The organism is Micromonospora sp. IBSANI012 (assembly GCF_052814045.1).
Genome location: NZ_CP199933.1, coordinates 4,187,204 through 4,207,181 on the forward strand (window position 1 = coordinate 4,187,204; position 19,978 = coordinate 4,207,181).

General features: G+C 70.6%; 17 protein-coding genes. 14 read left to right on the top strand and 3 right to left on the bottom strand.

The window, feature by feature from the left end:
• Positions 1 to 45 precede the first annotated feature (45 nt).
• Positions 46 to 672, top strand: a complete 627-nt coding sequence (locus tag ACTWM8_RS19295) for a TetR/AcrR family transcriptional regulator (protein ID WP_446210268.1) — start codon at positions 46 to 48, stop codon at positions 670 to 672.
• 217 nt (positions 673 to 889) lie between these two features.
• On the opposite strand, the gene ACTWM8_RS19300 is transcribed toward ACTWM8_RS19295, so the two are convergent.
• On the bottom strand, positions 890 to 2,776 hold the full coding sequence (locus tag ACTWM8_RS19300) for a glycoside hydrolase family 15 protein (RefSeq protein ID WP_446210269.1): 1,887 nt from the start codon (positions 2,774 to 2,776) through the stop codon (positions 890 to 892).
• 209 nt (positions 2,777 to 2,985) lie between these two features.
• Between ACTWM8_RS19300 and ACTWM8_RS19305 the strand changes: the two genes are divergently transcribed.
• From ACTWM8_RS19305 to ACTWM8_RS19325, 5 genes are all read left to right on the top strand, one after another.
• On the top strand, positions 2,986 to 4,167 hold the full coding sequence (locus tag ACTWM8_RS19305) for an AI-2E family transporter (protein WP_446210270.1): 1,182 nt from the start codon (positions 2,986 to 2,988) through the stop codon (positions 4,165 to 4,167).
• Positions 4,168 to 4,254: 87 nt separating this feature from the next.
• A complete protein-coding gene (locus tag ACTWM8_RS19310) occupies positions 4,255 to 5,442 on the top strand; it encodes a low temperature requirement protein A (RefSeq protein ID WP_446210271.1) in 1,188 nt (395 codons plus the stop codon).
• Between the two features lie 196 nt (positions 5,443 to 5,638).
• Positions 5,639 to 6,802 (top strand): FUSC family protein, encoded by a 1,164-nt coding sequence (locus tag ACTWM8_RS19315; RefSeq protein ID WP_446210272.1) that lies wholly within the window; start codon positions 5,639 to 5,641, stop codon positions 6,800 to 6,802.
• A 54-nt stretch (positions 6,803 to 6,856) separates the two neighbouring features.
• Positions 6,857 to 8,041 (top strand): low temperature requirement protein A, encoded by a 1,185-nt coding sequence (locus ACTWM8_RS19320; RefSeq protein WP_446210273.1) that lies wholly within the window; start codon positions 6,857 to 6,859, stop codon positions 8,039 to 8,041.
• A gap of 128 nt (positions 8,042 to 8,169) precedes the next feature.
• A complete protein-coding gene (locus tag ACTWM8_RS19325) occupies positions 8,170 to 9,273 on the top strand; it encodes an FUSC family protein (RefSeq protein ID WP_446210274.1) in 1,104 nt (367 codons plus the stop codon).
• 39 nt (positions 9,274 to 9,312) lie between these two features.
• On the opposite strand, the gene ACTWM8_RS19330 is transcribed toward ACTWM8_RS19325, so the two are convergent.
• Complete coding sequence (locus ACTWM8_RS19330) at positions 9,313 to 9,960, bottom strand: TetR/AcrR family transcriptional regulator (protein ID WP_446210275.1); 648 nt, start codon at positions 9,958 to 9,960, stop codon at positions 9,313 to 9,315.
• A gap of 142 nt (positions 9,961 to 10,102) precedes the next feature.
• Between ACTWM8_RS19330 and ACTWM8_RS19335 the strand changes: the two genes are divergently transcribed.
• Genes ACTWM8_RS19335 through mhpA form a run of 5 tightly spaced genes read left to right on the top strand, consistent with a single transcriptional unit; the run spans position 10,103 to position 15,909 of the window.
• Positions 10,103 to 11,236, top strand: a complete 1,134-nt coding sequence (locus tag ACTWM8_RS19335) for a VOC family protein (protein ID WP_446210276.1) — start codon at positions 10,103 to 10,105, stop codon at positions 11,234 to 11,236.
• On the top strand, positions 11,233 to 12,168 hold the full coding sequence (locus ACTWM8_RS19340) for a fumarylacetoacetate hydrolase family protein (protein WP_446210277.1): 936 nt from the start codon (positions 11,233 to 11,235) through the stop codon (positions 12,166 to 12,168). Before ACTWM8_RS19335 ends, ACTWM8_RS19340 begins: the two co-directional genes overlap by 4 nt.
• On the top strand, positions 12,168 to 14,051 hold the full coding sequence (locus ACTWM8_RS19345; RefSeq protein WP_446210278.1) for an acyl-CoA synthetase: 1,884 nt from the start codon (positions 12,168 to 12,170) through the stop codon (positions 14,049 to 14,051). Before ACTWM8_RS19340 ends, ACTWM8_RS19345 begins: the two co-directional genes overlap by 1 nt.
• Positions 14,048 to 14,404 carry a DoxX family protein gene (locus tag ACTWM8_RS19350; protein WP_446210279.1) on the top strand — a complete coding sequence of 119 codons (357 nt, stop codon included), beginning with the start codon at positions 14,048 to 14,050 and terminating at the stop codon, positions 14,402 to 14,404. Before ACTWM8_RS19345 ends, ACTWM8_RS19350 begins: the two co-directional genes overlap by 4 nt.
• The gene (gene mhpA, locus ACTWM8_RS19355; RefSeq protein ID WP_446210280.1) at positions 14,401 to 15,909 is read left to right on the top strand and encodes a bifunctional 3-(3-hydroxy-phenyl)propionate/3-hydroxycinnamic acid hydroxylase MhpA; all 1,509 of its coding nucleotides are present in this window, start codon (positions 14,401 to 14,403) and stop codon (positions 15,907 to 15,909) included. Before ACTWM8_RS19350 ends, mhpA begins: the two co-directional genes overlap by 4 nt.
• Positions 15,910 to 16,027: 118 nt before the next feature.
• Here the strand turns inward: mhpA and ACTWM8_RS19360 are convergent, their stop codons facing one another.
• Positions 16,028 to 16,780 (bottom strand): TioE family transcriptional regulator, encoded by a 753-nt coding sequence (locus ACTWM8_RS19360; protein WP_446210281.1) that lies wholly within the window; start codon positions 16,778 to 16,780, stop codon positions 16,028 to 16,030.
• Positions 16,781 to 16,808: 28 nt separating this feature from the next.
• Between ACTWM8_RS19360 and ACTWM8_RS19365 the strand changes: the two genes are divergently transcribed.
• The 3 genes from ACTWM8_RS19365 to ACTWM8_RS19375 all read left to right on the top strand — a co-directional run bounded on the left by ACTWM8_RS19365 (position 16,809) and on the right by ACTWM8_RS19375 (position 19,917).
• Complete coding sequence (locus tag ACTWM8_RS19365) at positions 16,809 to 18,011, top strand: erythromycin esterase family protein (protein WP_446210282.1); 1,203 nt, start codon at positions 16,809 to 16,811, stop codon at positions 18,009 to 18,011.
• A 344-nt stretch (positions 18,012 to 18,355) separates the two neighbouring features.
• A complete protein-coding gene (locus ACTWM8_RS19370) occupies positions 18,356 to 18,763 on the top strand; it encodes a YciI family protein (RefSeq protein ID WP_446210283.1) in 408 nt (135 codons plus the stop codon).
• Positions 18,764 to 18,771: 8 nt separating this feature from the next.
• Positions 18,772 to 19,917, top strand: coding sequence for an RNA polymerase sigma factor (locus tag ACTWM8_RS19375; protein WP_446214597.1), 1,146 nt, complete (start codon positions 18,772 to 18,774; stop codon positions 19,915 to 19,917).
• Positions 19,918 to 19,978: the final 61 nt, after the last annotated feature.

Sequence of the window (19,978 nt, forward strand, 5' to 3'; positions counted from 1 at the left end):
CGGACGTCAGCCATACGCTGTATGGCTGCTGCTACCATACGGTGTATGGCTACGACTGGACAGGCCGCAGGCGGCCGGGGAGACGCACGTCTCAGCGAAAAGGGCATCTACACCGCGGCGCTCCGACTCATCGACGCCGACGGGGTGGGCGCGCTGAGCATGCGGAAGCTGGCCGCGGTGCTGGGCGTCAACCCGATGTCGCTCTATCACCACGTGCCGAACAAGGCCGCGCTGCTACGCGGCGTCAAGAACCTCGTCGCCGCGCAGTTCCAGCCCCGGGTCGACGGTGGGACCTGGCAGGAACAGCTGCACCGGTTCGCGAGTGACTTCCGAGCGCTGGCGCACCGGCACCCCAACCTGATCGTGCACAGCCTGGCCAGCCCGGACTTCATCGAGCCGGAAGACCCGTTCTGGACCGGGCTGACCGGCGTCCTCACCAGCGCAGGCGTGCCTGCCACGGAGGTCGCCCCCGTCGGAGCGGTCCTCGCCAGCCTCTTCTCGGGCTTCCTCCTCGCCGAGGGCAACGGAACCCTGGGTCGCCTCGCTGCGCTGCAACCCACGCCCGCAGCAGGGCCGGCCACCGCGTCGACCGCAGACGCAGGCGGCGACCGCAGCTTCACGTTGGCGATCCAGACCCTCATCGCGGGCATCGAGGCTCACCTTCCCCGATGACCTCCCGCTGAGCTGGACCGCGCGTGCCAAGGTCCCATCCCCGCCAACGTCCCGGCGGGCAGGTGTGCGCCTAGCACTTCATCCTGGCCAGGGCCATGTTCGGCTCAGGGCGCGGACCGTGCGGTGCTGGGCGTTGAGGACTTTCTCTAAGGCCAGCAGCGCGCTGCCTCACCGAGAGAACCGCTACTCGACCGCAGCAGGCGCCTGGGACGAGTCTTCACGGACGCGGTGAACCCCGCTCGACCAGGGTTTCGAACGGAGCGCGACACGGTGCCGGTGCAGCGTCCATGAGTTGATCGAGGGTCATCGCGGCCCTGATCAGTGCGAGGTGGCTGAAGGCTTGGGGAAAGTTGCCGAGCTGGTCGCCGGTCGGGCCGATCTCCTCCGCGAAGAGACCGAGGTGGGTGCTGTAGGTGAGCATCTTCTCGAAAGTGATCAGCGCGTCGTTCAGCCGTCCCGAGCGGGCCAGGGCTTCGACGTACCAGAAGGTGCACATGCTGAAGGTGCCCTCGTTGCCGGGCAGGCCGTCGGGCGATGCGGTGGGGTTGTACCGGTAGACGAGGCTGTCCGAAACGAGTTCGTCGTCCATCGCCCGCAGTGTGGACTGCCACATCGGATCGTCGGGCGCGATGAACCCCACGCTCGGCATGGTGAGCAGCGCCGCGTCCAGGACGTCGCTGTCGTAGTGCTGCACAAACGCCCGGCGCGCGGGGTGGTAACCCCGGTTCATGATCTGGTGGTAGATCCGGCCGCGCTCGGTGCTCCAGCGGTCGATCTCGCCGGGTACCCCGTACCGCTGAGCGAGGCGGATGGCCCGATCGACAGCCACCCAGGACATGACGCGGCCGAAGGTGAAGTCCTGGCGGCCGCCCCGGGTCTCCCAGATCCCTTCATCTGGTCTGTCCCAGTGCTCACAGAGCCAGTCGATGGACTTCACTGTGTTCAGCCACGCCTGATAAGAGCTGCGCAGTCCGTACGAGTCGGCGAAGTAGATGGCGCTCAGCGCTTCGCCGTAGATATCAAGCTGGAGCTGGTCGGCAGCGGCGTTGCCGATCCGCACCGGGCGGGAGCGTCGATAGCCCTCCAGGTGATCGAGGAGTTCCTCGTCGAGGGCGGTCGAGCCGTCGACGCGGTACATGTGGTGCAGCGGCGTCGCCCGGTCGGCCGCCTCGCAGATCCGATCGTTGAGCCACAGCAGGTATCGGCGCGCTTCCTCGGTGAAGCCGAGACCGAGCAGGGCGTAGACCGAAGCTGAGCCGTCGCGGATCCAGGCGTAGCGGTAGTCCCAGTTCCGCGTCCCGCCGATCTGCTCCGGCAGGCCCGCGGTCGGAGCGGCGATCAGGGCGCCGGTCGGCGCGTACGTGAGCAGTTTCAACGTCAGGGCGGAGCGCTCCACCGCTTCCCGCCACCGTCCTCGATAGCAGGAGCCGCTGAGCCAGGTCCGCCAATAGTCCCGGGTCTGCTTGTACAAGGCCCGTATTTCCTCAGGCCCGATGAGCCGGGGTGGCTCACCGGAGCCGGTTTCGACGAGGAACCCGCCGGTGGCACCCTCGCGAAAGGTGGCGAAGGCGCGCACCCCGTCGCCGTCGCGTTCGATCTCGATTTCGTCCGGGGGCTGGTCGGCGGGGCGGACCCGATGCACCGTCATACTGAGCGTCGGGCTGCGGAAAACGGTGCCGTCGGCGTACATCTCGATCTCGTGCCGGTCGCGCCCATAGTTGAATCGCGGCTGGCAATCGACCCGGAACCGGATGGTGCCCCGCACCACGTTGACGAGCCGGACGAGGCGATGACGATCGGTCGGCGTGTCGCCGGCGACCGGCATGAAGTCGATGACTTCACCCACGCCGCCGGACGTCAGGAACCGAGTGATCAGGATCGGTGTCCCCGGCAGGTACAACTGCTCCTTTCTGACGTTCTCGGCGCCATCGGGTGCGATACGGAAATACCCGCCCCTCTTGTGGTCGAGCAGTCCGGCGAACAGGCTGGGCGAGTCGAACCGCGGCGCGCAGAACCAGTCAAGGGTGCCGTCGTCCGCGATCAGCGCCGCTGTCTGCAGGTCCCCGATCAGGCCATGTGACTCGATGATCGGATACGACTCCACTCACCGGCCTCCTGCCCGGACACCTGCAACTGCTCTCACCGTAAGTGCTGGCGGGAGTTCAGCGGCGCACATTGGTCAGGACCAGCGCGAGGTCGGACGGCGGGCAGGGTTCGACGCCTCGCGTCGAGCCCGTTCACCTGACGGCACGCCCAGAGATCGAAACTGCTCCGATGGTGTTTCGGGTGTTTCGCGGAGGGTAGCCGCGCCGGATGAGCAACGCCGACGACCGGTCCACGGCCCGCCAGGCGCTGATTGTCATCGGACTGGTCCTCGCCACCCTGGTCGGGCTGGCGATGGTGTGGGAGACCCGGCGGGTGTTGATCTGGGTGGTGGTGGCCGCGTTCTTCGCGGTGGCCCTGAATCCCCTGGTGGACCGGGTGCAACGACGGATCGTCCGGCGTCGGGCGGCGGCCACGCTGTTGGTGTTCCTGGCCGCCTTCGTGGCTCTCGCCGCGCTCGGCGTACTCATCGTGGTGCCCCTGCTGGACGAGCTGGCGCGGTTCGCGGACCGGGCGCCGGACCTGTTGCGCGAGGCGCGGGCCGGGCGCGGGCCGGTCGGTGAGCTGCTGGAGCGGTTCCACCTGCGGCGGCAGGCCGAGGCCCATGTCGACCAGATCCAGCGCTTCGGCGGCCAACTCGGCCGGTCGACGGTCGGCTTGGTCCGTGGGACGGTTCAGGGCGTCGCCGGAGTGTTGACCGTGGTGGTGCTGGCGTACCTGATGGTGGTGCAGGGGCCGCGGATCACCGCCGGGACGCTGGCCCTGGCCGGCGACGCCCGGGCCGAGCGGCTACGCCGCATCGGCCGGGCGTCGGCGCGCACCATCACCGGCTACCTGAGCGGAAACCTCCTGATCAGCCTCATCTGTGGCCTGGCGACCTTCGTGGTGCTCGCGCTCACCGGCGTGCCGTTCGCCGCCGTGATCGCCCTGTTGGTCGCCATCGCGGACCTGATCCCGCTGGTGGGGGCGACCCTCGGCGCCATCGTCGCGGGCGGCGCGGGCTTCCTGCACTCGCCCACCGCCGGGGTCGTCGTGCTGGTCTTCTTCGTGATCTACCAGCAGGTCGAGAACCACCTGCTGCAACCGGTCATCATGTCCCGCGCCGTCCAGCTGAACCCACTGACCGTGCTGGTCAGCGTGCTGCTCGCCGCGGAGCTGGGCGGCCTCCTGGGAGCCCTGCTGGCCATCCCGGCCGCCGGCATCGCGCAGATTCTGCTGCGTGAGTTCGTCCCCGCCAACCGGCGGGCCGGCTCCGTGCCGGCAGCGACCGGCCCCACGGACCGCGCGGGGGGCGGCGGCCCGGATCAGCCGGCGGGCGACCACCCGAGGGACGGTGGGACGGCCGGCAGCCGGCACTCCGGTCACCGGGACCGGCCACGGGCCGCCGACTGACCGGGCTGACCGGCGCGTGCCGCCAGCTCAGGCGCGCGCTCGGTCCACGTGGAAGCGCTGGGCAGAAACGGCAGAAATGGGCGACCGATGACGACCGGTAGGGCGGAGCAGCTGCTGCGAAAACCCGAGCAGGGGCGGTCGGCGTTCCTGGAACTCTTCTTCGACCTGGTGTTCGTCCTCGCGTTCTTCCGCCTCTCGCAGGAGCTGGTGGAGCAGCTGAGTTGGACCGGCGCGTTCCAGACACTGGTGTTGCTGCTCGCCGTGCTGCATGTCTGGGCCTATGCGGCGAGGTTCACCGACCTGTTCGACCCGCGGCATCCGCTGATACAGCTGCTGGTCATCTCGATGATGTTCGGCGTCCTCGTGATGGCGGCTGCGGCGCCTGAGGCCTTCGGCCGCAACGGCCTGGTGTTCGCAGGTGCCTACGTCACCGTCCGGGTTGGTGTCCTCGCTGTCGGGGTGCTTCTGCTGCGTGGCCACGAGGGACAGCGCAACGCCGTGCGGCTACTGTTCTGGGTCGGCGTGGCTGCGGTGCCATGGGTGACCGGTGCGTTCCTACCCGGTGGGGCACGTGGAGCGCTGTGGATGACGGCGGCGGCCGTGGAGTACGTGGGGATCGCACTCGGCTTCCGCACGCCGGGGCTGGGCCGCGCGGGTACCCGTCGTCGAGCCGACATCGTGGTCGTCGAGGAGCACGTGGCCGAGCGGTACCAGCAGTTCTTCATCATCGCGCTCGGCGAGCCGATTCTGGTGACCGGACTGGCGCTCGGTGCCGGTGAGTTCACGGCCGACCGCAGCGCCGCGACCCTGGTGGCGTTCGCCACCACAGCGCTGCTGTGGCGCATCTACATCCACCGCGCCGGAGCACTGCTGGCCGACGCCATGGGGGCGGCCCCCGACCCGCGCCGTGTCGCCGTCCTGACGATCTACTCCCACGTGATCATGGTCGCCGGCATCGTCGTTGTCGCCGTCGGCGACGTGCTTGTCATCCAGCATCCGCTCGGCCACACCGACCCGGCCTGGCTCCCCGCCATCCTCGGCGGACCCGCCCTGTTCCTCGCCGGACGGGCCACCTTCGAGTACGCGGTGTTCGGGCGCGTGTCTCTCCCCCGCGTGATCGGCGCGCTCGCCCTCGTCGCCCTCACCCCAGCGATGAGGCCGATGCCGCCCCTCGCGGTAGCCACCGCCGCCGCACTCGTCCTGGCCAGCGTCGCCGTAGCCGACGCCGCCCGCACTCGAAGACTCCCATCCGAGCCGCCGTCACCACCCGGCTGAAACGAGCGGTCCCCCCTGGTTCTGGTGCTGCCGCAACGGCTCGGCCCGGCATCGTGGATGACCTGAGGGGGTCGCTGTCGGCTACAGCCTGCCCGCCGTCGCCGAGCGCATGGCCACGGGAGCGGATGCAGCCGAATCGCCTCGACAGGGAGAACGGGTCGCAGGTTTGTGCGGGTCCGGCGGGGTAACCCCCGCCATGGCCGCTGACCGGAGCCCCCTGCCCCGCCCTGAGGAGGTGGTCGAGCAGGCCAGAGACCTGGCGACGCAGGCGGCCCGCCGCGGTGGTAAGGCCGGCAGGCTGCGGCTGCGTCAAGTCGAGATCATCCTGGTCATCGCGGCTCAGTGCGGGCTCGCCGCCACCCTGGCCTGGGGGCTCGCTCACGAGGTGGCGGGGCGTCCCGCGCCGGTCTTCGCGCCCAGCGCGGCCGTCGGCACGATCGTCGCCGCGCTCGGACAGCGCGCCCGACGTACCGCCGAACTGATGCTCGGCGTCGGGCTGGGCCTGCTCATCAGCGACCTTTTACTCCGTTACGTCGGGTTCGGGGCCTGGCAGATCGGGGTGGTGGTAGCGCTGGCCATCGCCGTCGCCCTGCTGATGACCGGGCACAGCGGCGCGCTGGTCGCTCAGGCCGGCAGCACCGCCGTGCTGCTCGCCACGCTGTCACCGGTTCAGCGCAACCTCGAATGGGAGCGGATCGTCGAAGCCGGGTCGGGTGCGGTCGTCGGGCTGGCGGTGGTCGCGTTGCTGGTGCCCATCGACCCGATGCGCACTCTCCAGCGCGCCGCCGCACCGCTGACCGAGACACTCACATCGCAGCTTCGGGAGGTCGCACACGCGCTGAGACAGCGGGACGCGGACCGCGCGGTGCGGGCACTCGACCGGCTTCGCGGTATGGACGGCGACCTCAACCGGCTGCACGAGGCCCTGGGTGGCGCCGAGGAGGTGACGATGATCTCGCCGGTCCGGTGGCGGCGGCGCCGCGATGTCGAGCGCTACCAGCGCGGCATCCAGTACATGGATCGGGTGGCCCTCGAGTGCCGGGGGATAGCCCGCTGGGCGGCGACCTCGCTGCAGTACGACGAGCCGGTGCCGGAGGAACTCATTGCCGCCGTGGACCGGCTCGCCGAGACGATCGGGGTGCTGCAGCGGGAGGCACGAAAGGCTGGGCCCTTGGAGCAGACCCGCCAAGGGGTACTGGACATCGCGCGGCTGGTCGGCCAGGCATGTCGAAAAGGCCTGAAGTCGTACGGGAGCGCCATGGTGGTCCAGCTCCGCACGGCGGCGAGTGACCTGCTCCGGGCGACCGGGTACGAGCCGGAGACGGCCAACCGGATGGTGCGCGAGGCCGTCAACCTCTAGGCCGCCGAGGGCCCTCTCGGCCAGGACGGGCAGAAACGGCAGAAGCGGGCGACGATGACGACAGGTAGAGCGGGCGTACTGCTGCGAAGACCCGAACAGGCGCGGCCGGCATTCCTGGAACTGTTCTTCGACCTGGCGTTCGTCCTCGTGTTCTTTCAGCTTTCGCAGCACCTGCTCGATCAGCTGAGCTGGACTGGCACGTTCCAGACACTGGTGCTGCTGTTCGCCGTGATGCACCTCTGGTCCGCTACGACGAGGTTTCTGGACGCGTTCGATCCGCGACATCCGCTGGTACAACTGCTGATCATGCCGATCATTCTCGGCACCCTCGTGCTGGCGGCCGCGACGCCTGAGGCGTTCGGCCGCAACGGCCTGGTCTTCGCCGGTGCGTACGCCACCATCCGGCTTGTTGGCCTCGCTATGGCCGTCTTCTTTCTGCATGGCCACGAGGCGCAGGCCAGCGCGGTGCGGCTGCTGTTCTGGGTCGGCATGTCCACGGTGCCCTGGATCGCGGGTGCGCTCCTGCCCGTCCCAGCGCGCGCGGCGCTGTGGATGACGGCGACGGTCGGGGAGTACGTGGCGTTCACCCTCGGCTTCCCCACGCCGCGGCTGGGCCGCCACGGCAAGCGTCGACAGGAGATCGTGGTCTCCGAGGAGCACACTGCCGAGCGGTACCAGCAGTTCTTCATCGTCGCGCTCGGCGAGCCGATCCTGGTGACCGGACTGACGTTCGGAACCGGCGATTTCACGGCCGACCGCAGCGCCGCGACCCTGGTGGCGTTCGCCACCACGGTACTGCTGTGGCGCATCTACATCCACCGCGCCGGAGCACTGCTGGCCGACGCCATGACCGCGGCCCGCGACCCACGCCCCATCGCTATCCTGACGGCCTACTCCTACGTGATCATGGTCGCCGGCATCGTCGTTGTCGCCGTCGGCGACGAACTCGTCATCCAGCATCCGCTCGGCCACACCGACCCGGCCTGGCTCCCCGCCATCCTCGGCGGACCCGCCCTGTTCCTCGCCGGACGGGCCACCTTCGAGTACGCGGTGTTCGGGCGCGTGTCTCTCCCCCGCGTGATCGGCGCGCTCGCCCTCGTCGCCCTCACCCCAGCGATGAGGCCGATGCCGCCCCTCGCGGTAGCCACCGCCGCCGCACTCGTCCTGGCCAGCGTCGCCGTAGCCGACGCCGCCCGCACTCGAAGACTCCCATCCGAGCCGCCGTCGCCGCCCCGTTAGACGATCGCTGGCGGGCAGCGGCAGGAAGGGTCGGAGGTTTGTGAGGGGCGGGTCGGGTAACCCGAGCCATGGCTGGTGACCGGCGAGTCGGGTCTCGCCCCAACGCCGCTGCCGGGCGCGCCAAGGACTTGACGGCGGAGGCCCGGCGTCGCGGTGGTGAGGCAGGCCGGCTGAGGCTGCGGCTGTTCACGATCATCCTGTTCGTCGCAGCGCAATGTGGGCTTGCCGCGACATTGTCCTGGGGGCTGGCGCACGACGTCCTGGGTCGCCCCTCCCCGATCTTCGCGCCCAGCGCGGCCGTCGGCACGATCGTCGCCGCGCTCGGGCAGCGCGCCCTACGTACCGCCGAGCTGATCCTCGGCGTGGGGCTGGGCCTGCTTGTCAGTGATCTTCTCATGCGATCTCTCGGGTTCGGGCCCTGGCAGATCGGCCTGGTGGTGATGCTGGCCATCGCCGTCGCCCTGTTGATGACGGGGCGCAGCGGTGCGCTGGTCGCTCAGGCGGGCAGTACCGCTGTACTGATCGCCACGCTCTCCCACGTGGAGCAGGGCCTCGAATGGGCGCGGATCGTTGACGCGGGAGTGGGCGGCGCCATCGGCCTGGCGGTGGTGGCGTTGCTGCTACCGATCAACCCGATGCGCATTCTCGACCGCGCCACCGCTCCGGTCGCCGCGACCCTCCACACGCAGCTCCGAGAGGTTGCCCACGCACTCGCCCGGCGTGACCCGGACCGCGCGACACGGGCGCTGGATCAGCTGAGCGGGATGGAACCCGATCTCGCCCGGATGCACGAGGCGCTGGGTGGCGCCGAGGAGGTGACGACCATTGCGCCGGCCCGCTGGCGACGCCGGGTCGATGTCGAGCACTACCGGCGCGGCATCGAGCACATCGATCGGGTGGTTCTCGGGGGCCGGGCGCTGGCCCGCTGGGCCGCGACCACGCTGCAGTACGACGAGCCGGTGCCGGAGGAACTCCCCGGCGCCGTGGACAGGTTCGCCGAGGCGATCCAGTTGCTGAGGCAGGAGGGGCGGGCGGGTGGGCCGTTCGACCAGACCCGCAACGCGGTGTTGGACGGGGCGCGCCTGGCCGGCCAGGCGTACCACAAGGGCGTCAAGCCCTTCTCGGATGCCATCGTGATCCAGCTGCGCACCATGGCGAGCGACCTGCTCCGCGCGACCGGGTACGAGCCGGAGACGGCCAACCGGATGGTGCGCGAGGCGGCCGCTGCCTAGACCGGCCGGCGGCCCCGCTCGGGCGGATGGATATCGGTCTTACGGGCGGACACCGTCGAGCGCGGGTAACGGCCGCAGGCAGATCTCGTGCGCGTCGTCGGGCGGCAGGCCGAGCATGCGCAGCACGTCCTCGGTGACCTGGTCGGTGGCTGCGGCGTCGTCGCGCTCGGGGTGATCGTGCAGCAGTTGCCCGAGGACCAACGCGGCCCCGGCGATGATCACCATCGCGAGTTCGGGGTCGCGCACGTTGAACCGCCCGGCACGGACGCCGTCTTCAATGTCGCGCCGGGCTCGCGGCGCGAGTCCCTTGTCGGAACCAGCCAGGGCCAGGCCGTTGCTGAGCAGCACCTTGCTCAGCTCGGGACTCCGGCGGTGGAGACGTCCGGTCAGCCGGAAGCTCTGCGCGAAGACATGGGCCGGGTCGTCCAGGCCCACTGTCAGCTCGTCGAGCAGGGCGCCGTAGCGCTCGAGGGCGTCCTCCACCGCGGCCTGGTAGAGCTGCTCCCTGCTGTCGAAGTGGTTGTAGAACGACCCCATCCCCACGTCGGCGGCCTGAGTGAGCTCGAGGATCGGGACGTTCTGCTTGCCGGCCGCGATGAAGGTCTGGGCGGCGCGAACGAGCGCCGATCGGGTGTGCGCCTTCCGCCGTTCCAGGCGGTTAGGGGCATGCCTGGCCTGTTGCGCCATGCCTACTTGTTCACCTCTCCCAGGTCGGTCTGCGCCTACCTTAACCCCGGCGACCCTCAGACATGACGGAATCGTCATCTGCTCTTGACTGACGCTACAGTCGTAAGTGACGATTTCGTCAACGCCTTGGAAGGAGCGGGACATGGTCGAGCGGCACGACCCGCACACGGGTCTGCACAGCGAGCAGGGTGCCCTGCCGGGCGAGCACCCGGGGAGAGTGCGGAACCCGCTTGTCAAGGTGCACGACCTGGCCTGGCTGGAGTTCGAGAAGCCCGATCTTGAGCGGGCTGAGTTGTTCGCCCGGGCCTTCGGCTTCACGACGTCGTCGCGTACCGCCGACGAGCTGCACCTGCGGGGCACGGACCCGGGTTCGCCCTGCGTGCTCATCCGCCGGGGCCCCCGGTCACGGTTCATCGGCCCCGCCTTCCGGGCTGCCGAGCCGCAGGACGTGCTGCGGCTCGCGGATGCGACCGGCACGACGATCGCCCCGCTGCCGGAGAGCCTGGGCGGGGTGACGGTGGATCTGGTCGATCCGAGCGGAGCGCGGGTACGCGTGGTCGCGGACACGCACGAACTTCCCGCGCTGCCCACCCAGGTGCCCCTGACGTTCAACGTCGGGCACGACGTGGCGCGGACGAACGCCACCCAGCGGCCACCGCAGGAGCCGGCCAAGGTGCAGCGGCTCGGTCACGTCGTGCTGCAGACGACCCGGTACCAGGAGACGCTCAACTGGTATCTCCAGCACCTGGGCCTGATCGTCAGCGACTTCCTCTACCACCAGGGGCAGCGCGAGCGCGGCCCGGTGATGAGCTTCATCCGCTGCGACCGCGGCAGCACGCCCACCGACCATCACACCCTCGCGATGACCCTCGGCCCGGCCAACCGGTACGTGCACTCGGCCTACCAGGTCCCGGACCTCGACTCGCTGGCCGCCGGCGGGGAGCACCTGCTCGACCGGGGCTACCAGCGGTCCTGGGGAATCGGCCGGCACATCCAGGGCAGCCAGATCTTCGACTACTGGCGCGACCCGGACGACTTCCTGGTCGAGCATTTCACCGACGGCGACCTGTTCGACTCCACGCTCGAGCCCGGCTGGGCCCCGATGAGCGCCTCGGGGCTCGCCCAGTGGGGTCCGCCCGCCACCAAGGACTTTCTCGGCATGAGACCCGGCCGGGAATCGCTTCGCGAGCTGCGCGCGGTCATCGGCGCGCTGCGCGAGGACAACGAATTCGACCTCCACCGCCTCCGCGGCCTGATGAAAGCGTTCACCTCATGAGCACCTCGGTCCTGCGCACCGCCGACGCCTGGTGGGTGCTCACCCCCACCGGCGCCGCCAAGGTCGACACCAGCGCCACCACCACCGCCGAACTGCTGGCGGACCGGCCGGCCATCGACGCGGCCACGACGAGCACGGACACCGTCCCGGTCGACGACCTCGCCCTGGTCTCCCCGGTGACGGCGCCCTGCCGCGTCGTCGCCCAGATGACCAACTTCGTCTCCCACGTCAAGGACACCAACGGCAATCCCGAGACCGTCCCGCTGACGTTCTTCCGCAAGACCTCGGGCTCGATCAGCGGCCCGTTCGCCGACGTGGTCCGGCCCGGCCATGTGACGTTGCTGGACTACGAAGTGGAGATCGGGCTCGTCTTCGGCCGCGAGATGCCCGTCGGCACCACCATCACCGCGGACAACGTCGCCGAGTACATCGCGGGCCTGGTGGTCACCAACGACGTTTCCGCCCGTGACGTCCAGCTGCCCAAGACCCAGTTCTACGAGGCCAAGTCCTACCCGACCTTCACCCCGGTCGGCCCCGCGCTGGTGCTGCTCGACGCCGACGAACTCAAGCGGTTCACCGACCTGCGGCTCAAGCTGTGGGTCAACGGCGAACTCCGGCAGGACATGCTCGCCACCGACATGATCTACACGCCGGTCCAGGCGCTGCAGACGCTGACCCGCTTCCAGCGGATCGACCCGGGTGACCTGCTGCTGACCGGGACGCCCGTCGGGACGGCCCTGAGCGCGCCGCCGAAGCCGGTCATGTTCCTCGTCTCCCTGCTGCCGCCCGCGGTGAAGTGGAAGATGTTCTTCAAGGGCCAGCTTCAGAACCCCAGGTACCTCAAGGACGGCGACGTCGTCGAGGCCACCATCGCCACCGACGACGGCGCAATCGACCTGGGCCGGCAGCGTACGGTCGTGAGGTACGCCTGATGACCGGGCCCCTGCTGTGGCCGGACTACGCCACGCCCAGCGACCTGGCCGCGATCGAGGCCGTGCCGCTCGCGGCGCGGGGCCTGCCCGAATCGACGTACGGGCTGCTCGCCCGAGCAGCCACGCGCTGGCCGGACCGCACGGCGCTCACCGTCCTGCCCGACGCCGCCCATTGGCGGGAGCCGCTGCGCCGGACCTTCGCCGAACTCCTGGCCGACGTCCACCGGGTCGCGAACCTGCTCCACGACCTCGGGGTGCGGCGGGGTGACGCGGTCGCCCTGATGTCGCCCAACTGCGCCGAGCTGATCACCGCAACGCTGGCCGCGCAGCTGGCCGGGATCGCGGCCCCCCTGGGCAGTGGACTGTCGCGGCCACACCTCACCGAACTCCTCCGACGCTCCGGCGCGCGCGTGCTGGTCACGGCCGGGCCCGACCTCGCGCCGGACACGTGGAACACCGCGCAGGCGCTCGCCTGCGACGGCCTGCTCGACGCGATCCTCGTGCTCCGTCCCACCGGGGCGGCGGGCACCTCCGAGCCGCTGCCCGCCATCGACGGCGTCCGCATCGGCTACCTCGGCGAGCTGGCCGCCGCCATGGAACCGTCCGCGTTCCACGGTGAGGCGCCCGGCCCGGGCGACCTGGCCGCGATGTTCCACACCGGCGGCACCACCGGCGCCCCGAAACTGGCCGCGCACACGCACGCCAACGAGGTCGCCGACGCGTGGATGCTGTCCGCCAGCAACCTGTTCGACGAACGGACCGTGGTCTTCGCGGCGCTTCCGTTGTTCCACGTGAACGCGCTTGTCGTCACGCTGCTGGCACCCCTGTTCAAGGGGCAGACCGTGGTGTGGGCCGGTCCGCTCGGCTACCGCGACCCCGCGCTGTACGGCGCATTCTGGAAGATCGTCGAGCACTACCGGATCGCCGCCATGAGCGCGGTGCCCACCGTGTACGCCACGCTGGCGCAGTGCCCCGTCGACGCCGACATCAGTAGTCTGCGGTTCCCGATGGTGGGTGCCTCACCGCTGCCCGCCGCGGTCCGGGACACCTTCCAGGCCCACACCGGGACAGCCCTGATCGAGGGCTACGGGCTGACCGAGGCCACCTGCGCCAGCGCGCGCAGCTTCCCCGACGTGTCGCGGCCGGGCTCGGTCGGGCAGCGCCTGCCCTACCAGCGGATGCGGGTGGTCCGCACGGACGGCACCTGGGAGGACGTACCCGCTGGTGGAACGGGCCTGCTGGCGATCAGCGGCCCGACCGTCTTCCCCGGCTACGTCACCGACCGCGACGAGAACGGCCCCGTCCTGGACGGCCTCGGCAAGCTCGTCGACGGCTGGCTGGACACGGGCGACCTCGCCCGCATCGACGAGGAGGGCTTCGTCTGCCTCGTCGGCCGGGCCAAGGACCTCATCATCCGCGGCGGGCACAACATCGACCCCGCCGTCATCGAGGACGCCCTGCTGGCCCACCCGCAGGTCACCGGGGCCACCGCGGTCGGGCGTCCCGACATCCACGCCGGCGAGGTACCCGTCGCCTACGTCACCCTCGCACCCGGCGCCACGATGACCGAGGACGACCTGCGCGACTGGGCGAGCGAACGGGTGCCCGACCGCACCGCCGCGCCCAAGACCGTGACGGTCCTCGACGAACTGCCCGTCACCGCCGTGGGCAAGCTCTACAAGCCCGCGCTGCGCACGGACGCCATCCGTCGGGAAATCCGCGCCGCGCTCGACAAGGTCCCGGAGGTCCACCACATCGGGGCCACGACCGAGGGTAGCTCCATCGTGGCTACCGTCACCGTTTCTCCGTCCGCCGACCAGGCGGCCATCAAGGCCATCCTGGGCCGTTATGCCATTGAATGGCGATTGGTTGTCATGTCATGACGCTCGCTGCTGCCATCCTCGCGGTGCTGCTCGCCCTGATCTTCATCGCTCTCGGCACGGCCAAGATCCTCGCCCTGCCGCGCATGCGTGAGCTGGCCACCGAGGCCGGTTTCTCCGTCGCCGCCTATCGCCGGATCGGCCTGCTCGAGGTCGCCGGGGCGGCCGGGCTGCTCATCGGCCTGGCCGTGCCGCTGATCGGCGCCCTCGCCGGCGCCGGGCTGCTGCTCCTGCTCGCCGGAGCCGTCTTCGTCCACCTGCGCAAGGGAGACGGCCCCCAGAAGTACGCCCCGGCCGTAGTCTGCGGACTCCTCGTCGCCGTCTACCTCGCCCTCCACCTGGTATCGGCCCAATGAGGACGGTTCCCGTGGTGATCGTCGGCGCGGGCCCCACCGGGCTCACCGCCGCGACGCTGCTCGCCCAGTACGGCGTCGAGTGCCTGATCCTCGAGCGCTGGGAGTCGATCTATCCCCAGCCCCGCGCCGTCGCCCTCGACGACGAGGTCCACCGCATCCTGGCGCGACTCGGCCTCCGGGACGAGTTCGCCGCGATCTCCCGGCCGCACCACGGTCTGCGCCTCCTCGACCGGGACATGCGGGTGCTGGCCGAGTTCCGGCGCGACACGGCGCCGGGCCCGCACGGCTTCCCCCAGGGGAGCATGTTCGACCAACCGGAACTGGAGACGATCCTCCGCCGAAATCTCCAGCAGCACGGCACCGTCACGTTCCGTGGCAACGTCGAGGTCACCGGGCTGACCCAGGACGCCAGCGGGGTGCGGGTCGACGTCACCGACACCGCCACGGGAGAGCACGAGTCCGTCCGGGCGGCGTACGTCCTGGGGTGCGACGGTGCGAACAGCCTGTCCAGGGCCTCGATCGGCGCCGCCATGCAGGGCCTGGGCTTCACGCAACGCTGGCTCGTCATCGACGTGGTGACGGAGGCCGACCTCGGCCAGTGGGAGGGCGTGCACCAACTCGCCGACCCGGCCCGCGCCGGCACCTACATGCGGGTCGGGAAGACCCGCTACCGCTGGGAGTTCCAGCTGACGCCCGGCGAGACCGCCGACGACTACCGCGACCTGGCCCGGCTGCATCCGTTAATCTCGCGGTGGACCGGAGACATCCCCGTCGCGGAGCTGGAGATCATCCGCGTCGCCGAGTACACCTTCCGCGCGCAGCTCGCCGACCGGTGGCGCGACCGGCGGGTGTTCCTGCTCGGCGACGCCGCCCACCTCACCCCACCGTTCATCGGCCAGGGCATGTGTGCCGGGCTGCGCGACGCGATGAACCTGGCCTGGAAGCTCGCCGGCGTGCTCGACGGGACCCTGGCCGAGACCGTGCTCGACACGTACGAGATCGAACGCAGGCACCACGCCCGCGCCATGATCAAGCTGGCGAAGTTCATCGGTACCGCAATGACGGCCGGCGGCGAGTTCGGCAACGTCATCCGTCGTGCCGTGGCGCCGCGGCTGCACCTCGTGCCCGGCCTCACGGACCTGGCCACGGACAGCCGGACACCCCCGCTGCACCGCTCCGACCTCGTGGTGCGGCCACGGCTTCGCCGCGGCCTCGCGGGCAGGCTGTGCCCAAACGCGATCGTCGACGGCCAGCGACGTTTCGACGACCTGGCCGCTGGCCGGTTCGCGATCGTGACGTCCATCGAGCCGTCCGCCGCGCAACGCGCCGATATCGAGCGGCGTGGAGCATTTCTGGTCGTTGCCCACCCGGGCAGCGAACTGCACCGATGGTTGCGGACAGGCGCTGCTCGCGCAGCCGTCGTCCGCCCCGACGGCACCGTTCTCCATGCCAGCCGCCGACTGCTTCCCCAGACGATCGATGCTGTCCGCCCGGGTGGCGGGTGACCGAGGCCGGCGTCGCTGTTGCTGTCAGAGTCGGCCGTGAGCAATCCCGCACTGCTCGGACGGCAGGCCGTCACGATCGCTGAGACACCCCGGAGCTTCGCGGCCAGCAGGCCGCTCGTCATCCGCAAGGAGCAGGGCGGAGGTCGAGGTAGGCGTCCAATGCGGCGGCGCCGGCGAGCATGGCGCGGCTCCTGGCCGACAGACGGGCGCGCCAGTCGCGCAGCATCGACTCCAGCGGTGCGACGCCTCCGGCGGAGCGGACCTGGGCGATCAGCGGGGCGATCTGCTCCAACAGGTAGCCACCCCGTCTGAGCTGGTGGGCCAGCAGGGCGTCGCGGACGTCCGCCTCGCTGTAGACCCGGTAGCCCGTCCGCGGGTCGCGGCGCGGCTGGACCAGGCCGGCGCGTTCCCATTTGCGTAGGGTGGCCGGTCGGATGCCGAGCCGCCGCGACAGCGGGCCGACGAACGTGTCACCGCGCTCCCGCGGTACGGGATCGAGGTCGCGAAGCGCGGCTTCGACGGCCTGGAGGGTGCGGCGGTCGTCGAGCAGCTGGGCGTGGCTCTCGTCGATGAGCCGGAGCGCGTCCTCGGTCGCGTCCCGGTTGATCGCCTGCATGATCGACGTGGCCGTCTGGTGGCCGTGTCCGGGCACGAGCGCGAGAAAGGTGCGGAGTGCCTGCGCGTGCAGCGGCGTGTAGGTGCGGTATCCGTGCAGGGTGCGTTCGGCGCCCGGAAGGATGCCGGCCGCCTCGTAGTTCCTGATCGCCTGGGTGGACAGACCGTGCCCGCGCGCGAGGTCGACCGGCCTGAGCCGTCCACCGCCTTGAAGGTTTCGCCCCACTGCCCTGTCAACATCGCGGAGAAGTTTCAACCGAAGGTTCAACGATACCGTTGAGGGCATGATTGCTGGTACCAAGGACACCGCCCATGCTGTCGAGGCCGCGACCGTCATGCGGCTGCTCCCGACCCGGCCGCGGCTGCTCGCCCTGGGCGAGCCCACCCACGGCGAGGACGTTCTGCTCGAGGTGCGGAACGAGATCTTCCGGCAACTCGTCGAGCAGGAGGGCTACCGGACGATCGCCATCGAGAGCGACTGCATGATGGGCCTGCTCGTGGACGACTACGTCACCTCGGGCACCGGCATCCTCGACGAGGTCATGGAGCGCGGCTTCAGCCACGAGTGGGGCGCCTTCGCGGCCAACCGCGAGCTGGTGCGCTGGATGCGCGCGTACAACGACGGCCGGCCCGGGTCAGAGCAGCTCCGCTTCGCCGGTTTCGACGGCCCGCTGGAGATCACCGGTGCCGCGAGCCCTCGGCAGGCCCTCACCGCACTCCACGGCTACCTCACCGCCTGGGTTGACGCCGCCCTGCTTCCCTGCACCGCGGAAACGCTCGACCGCCTGCTTGGCGCTGACGACCGGTGGACCAATCCCGCCGCGATGATGGACCCGTCCCAGTCCGTGGGGCAGACGCCCGAGGCCAACCAGCTGCGGCTGCTCGCCGATGATCTGGTGGCCCTGCTCGACGCGCAGACGCCACACCTGATCGCGGCGTCCTCACGGGAGGACTGGCGCCGGGCAGGCCTGTACGGTCGTACCGCCACCGGCTTGCTGCGGTACCACTTCTGGATGGCCGACACGTCACCGAGCCGCATGGCGCGGCTGGTGGGCCTGCGGGATTCGATGATGGCCGCCAACCTGCTCGCCCTCGCTGAACGGGGCCCGACGCTGGTGAACGCCCACAACGGCCACCTCCAGCGGAACAAGAGCACGATGCGGATGGGCGACCTGCCGCTGGAATGGTGGAGCGCCGGCGCGATCGTCAGCGCCCACCTGGGCGAGGGATACGCCTTCCTCGCCACAGCCCTCGGCACGATCCGCCACCACGGGGTGGACGCCCCGCCTCCGGACACCATCGAGGGGCTGCTGTACGCGCTCCCGGAGGAGCGTTACATCGTCGACGCCCGCCGACTGGCCACTGCCCTCGCCCACGTGACGCCCGCTGCCCGGGTGTCCCCCTGGTTCGGTTACTCCCCGCTTGATCCGGCCCACGTGGCCAGCACCGACGGGATCGTGTTCGTCAAGGATGCCCGGCGGAGCTAGTCGGCCGGCCCCGGCGGCGCCTCCGCTCGATGTCTTCCTGGGCCTCCAGGATCCCAGAGGGAAGGTTCCAGTCCTCGGGCTGCGGCTCCGCAGATTGCGGCAGCTCTGCGATCTGCGCGCCGCTCTGCTGCTGTCCCCGCGAGGATCATCTGCACTTGGCGGCCGGCACCGAGGCGTGCACCGCAACCGGCCGTGCCCCACCGTGGACCCGGACACCCGCGAGACGGTTCACCCTGGCTCAGCTACGAGAAAAATTTCGGACGGCCATGTCGAGAACTGGTGACTGGGTCCGTCCCCGCGGTGAAGGTGACCAAGATGGGTCGCACCAGCAGAGGAGAGACACGATGGCGAAGTACTTGCTGCTCAAGCACTACCGCGGCGCTCCGGCTCCGGTCAACGACGTGCCCATGGACCAGTGGACGCCGGAGGAGATCTCGGCGCACATGCAGTACATGCACGACTTCGCGGCCCGGCTCGAGGGGACCGGCGAGTTCGTCGACGGTCAGGCGCTCGCCCCCGAGGGGACGTTCGTCCGGTACGACGGCGAGGGGCGCCCGCCGGTCACCGACGGCCCGTTCGCCGAGACCAAGGACCTCATCGCCGGCTGGATGGTGATCGACGTGGACAGCTACGAGCGCGCCGTCGAGCTGGCCGGGGAGCTGTCGGCCGCCCCCGGGGCGGGCGGGAAGCCGATCCACGAGTGGCTCGAGGTGCGCCCGTTCCTGACCGCGCCGCCCACCATCACGGAGTGACCTCTCCGATGAACGAGGCCCTGCTCCGGAGCCTCACGCCGAGCGTGCTCGGGATCCTCGTCCGCCGCGGAGCCGACTTCGCGGCGGCCGAGGACGCCGTGCAGGACGCGCTGGTCGAGGCGGTCCGCGTCTGGCCGGCCGACCCGCCGCGGGACCCGAAGGGCTGGCTGGTCACCGTGGCTTGGCGCCGGTTCCTCGACACGACCCGCGCGGACGCCGCCCGCCGCCGGCGTGAGGACCTCGTCGACGAGGAGCCGGCGCCCGGGCCCGCGCCCACGGTGGACGACACGCTCCAGCTCTACTTCCTGTGCGCCCACCCGTCGCTGACGCCGTCGTCCGCGGTCGCGCTCACGCTGCGCGCCGTCGGCGGGCTGACCACCCGCCAGATCGCCCACGCCTACCTGGTGCCCGAGGCGACCATGGCGCAGCGCATCAGCCGGGCCAAGCGCACCGTCTCCGGAGTGCGGTTCGACCAGCCCGGCGACGTCGCCACCGTGCTGCGCGTCCTCTACCTGGTTTTCAACGAGGGCTACTCCGGTGACGTCGACCTCGCCGCCGAGGCCATCCGACTCACCCGGCAGCTCGCGGCCGCGATCGACCACCCCGAGGTGGCGGGGCTGCTCGCCCTCATGCTGCTGCACCACGCCCGGCGCGCCACCCGGACCGCGCCCGACGGCAGCCTGGTGCCGCTCGCCCGGCAGGACCGCGGCCGATGGGACACCACGTCGATCGCCGAGGGCGTCGAGATCCTCCAGGCGGCCCTCGCCCGCGACCGGCTGGGCGAGTTCCAGGCCCAGGCCGCGATCGCGGCACTCCACGCTGACGCGCCCACCGCCGAGGAGACTGACTGGGTGCAGATCGTCGAGTGGTACGACGAGCTCGCCCGCCTGACCGACAGCCCGGTCGTCCGGCTCAACCGCGCAGTGGCCGTCGGCGAGGCCGACGGAGCGCGCGCCGGGCTGGCGGCGCTCGCGGCGCTGAACGACTCACTGCCCCGCCACGCGGCCGTGGCGGCGTACCTCCACGAGCGCGACGGCGACCTGGCGACGGCGGCACGGCTGTACGCCGAGGCGGCCCTAAAGGCCCCCAACCTCGCCGAGCGCGACCACCTGACGCGCCAGGCCGCCCGGCTCAACGCCCGCCGGTGTCGCTGACCTGCACAAGCAGCAGGGTGTAGGCCGGGGCGTACCAGAGCACGGCCGGCCGGGCACATCG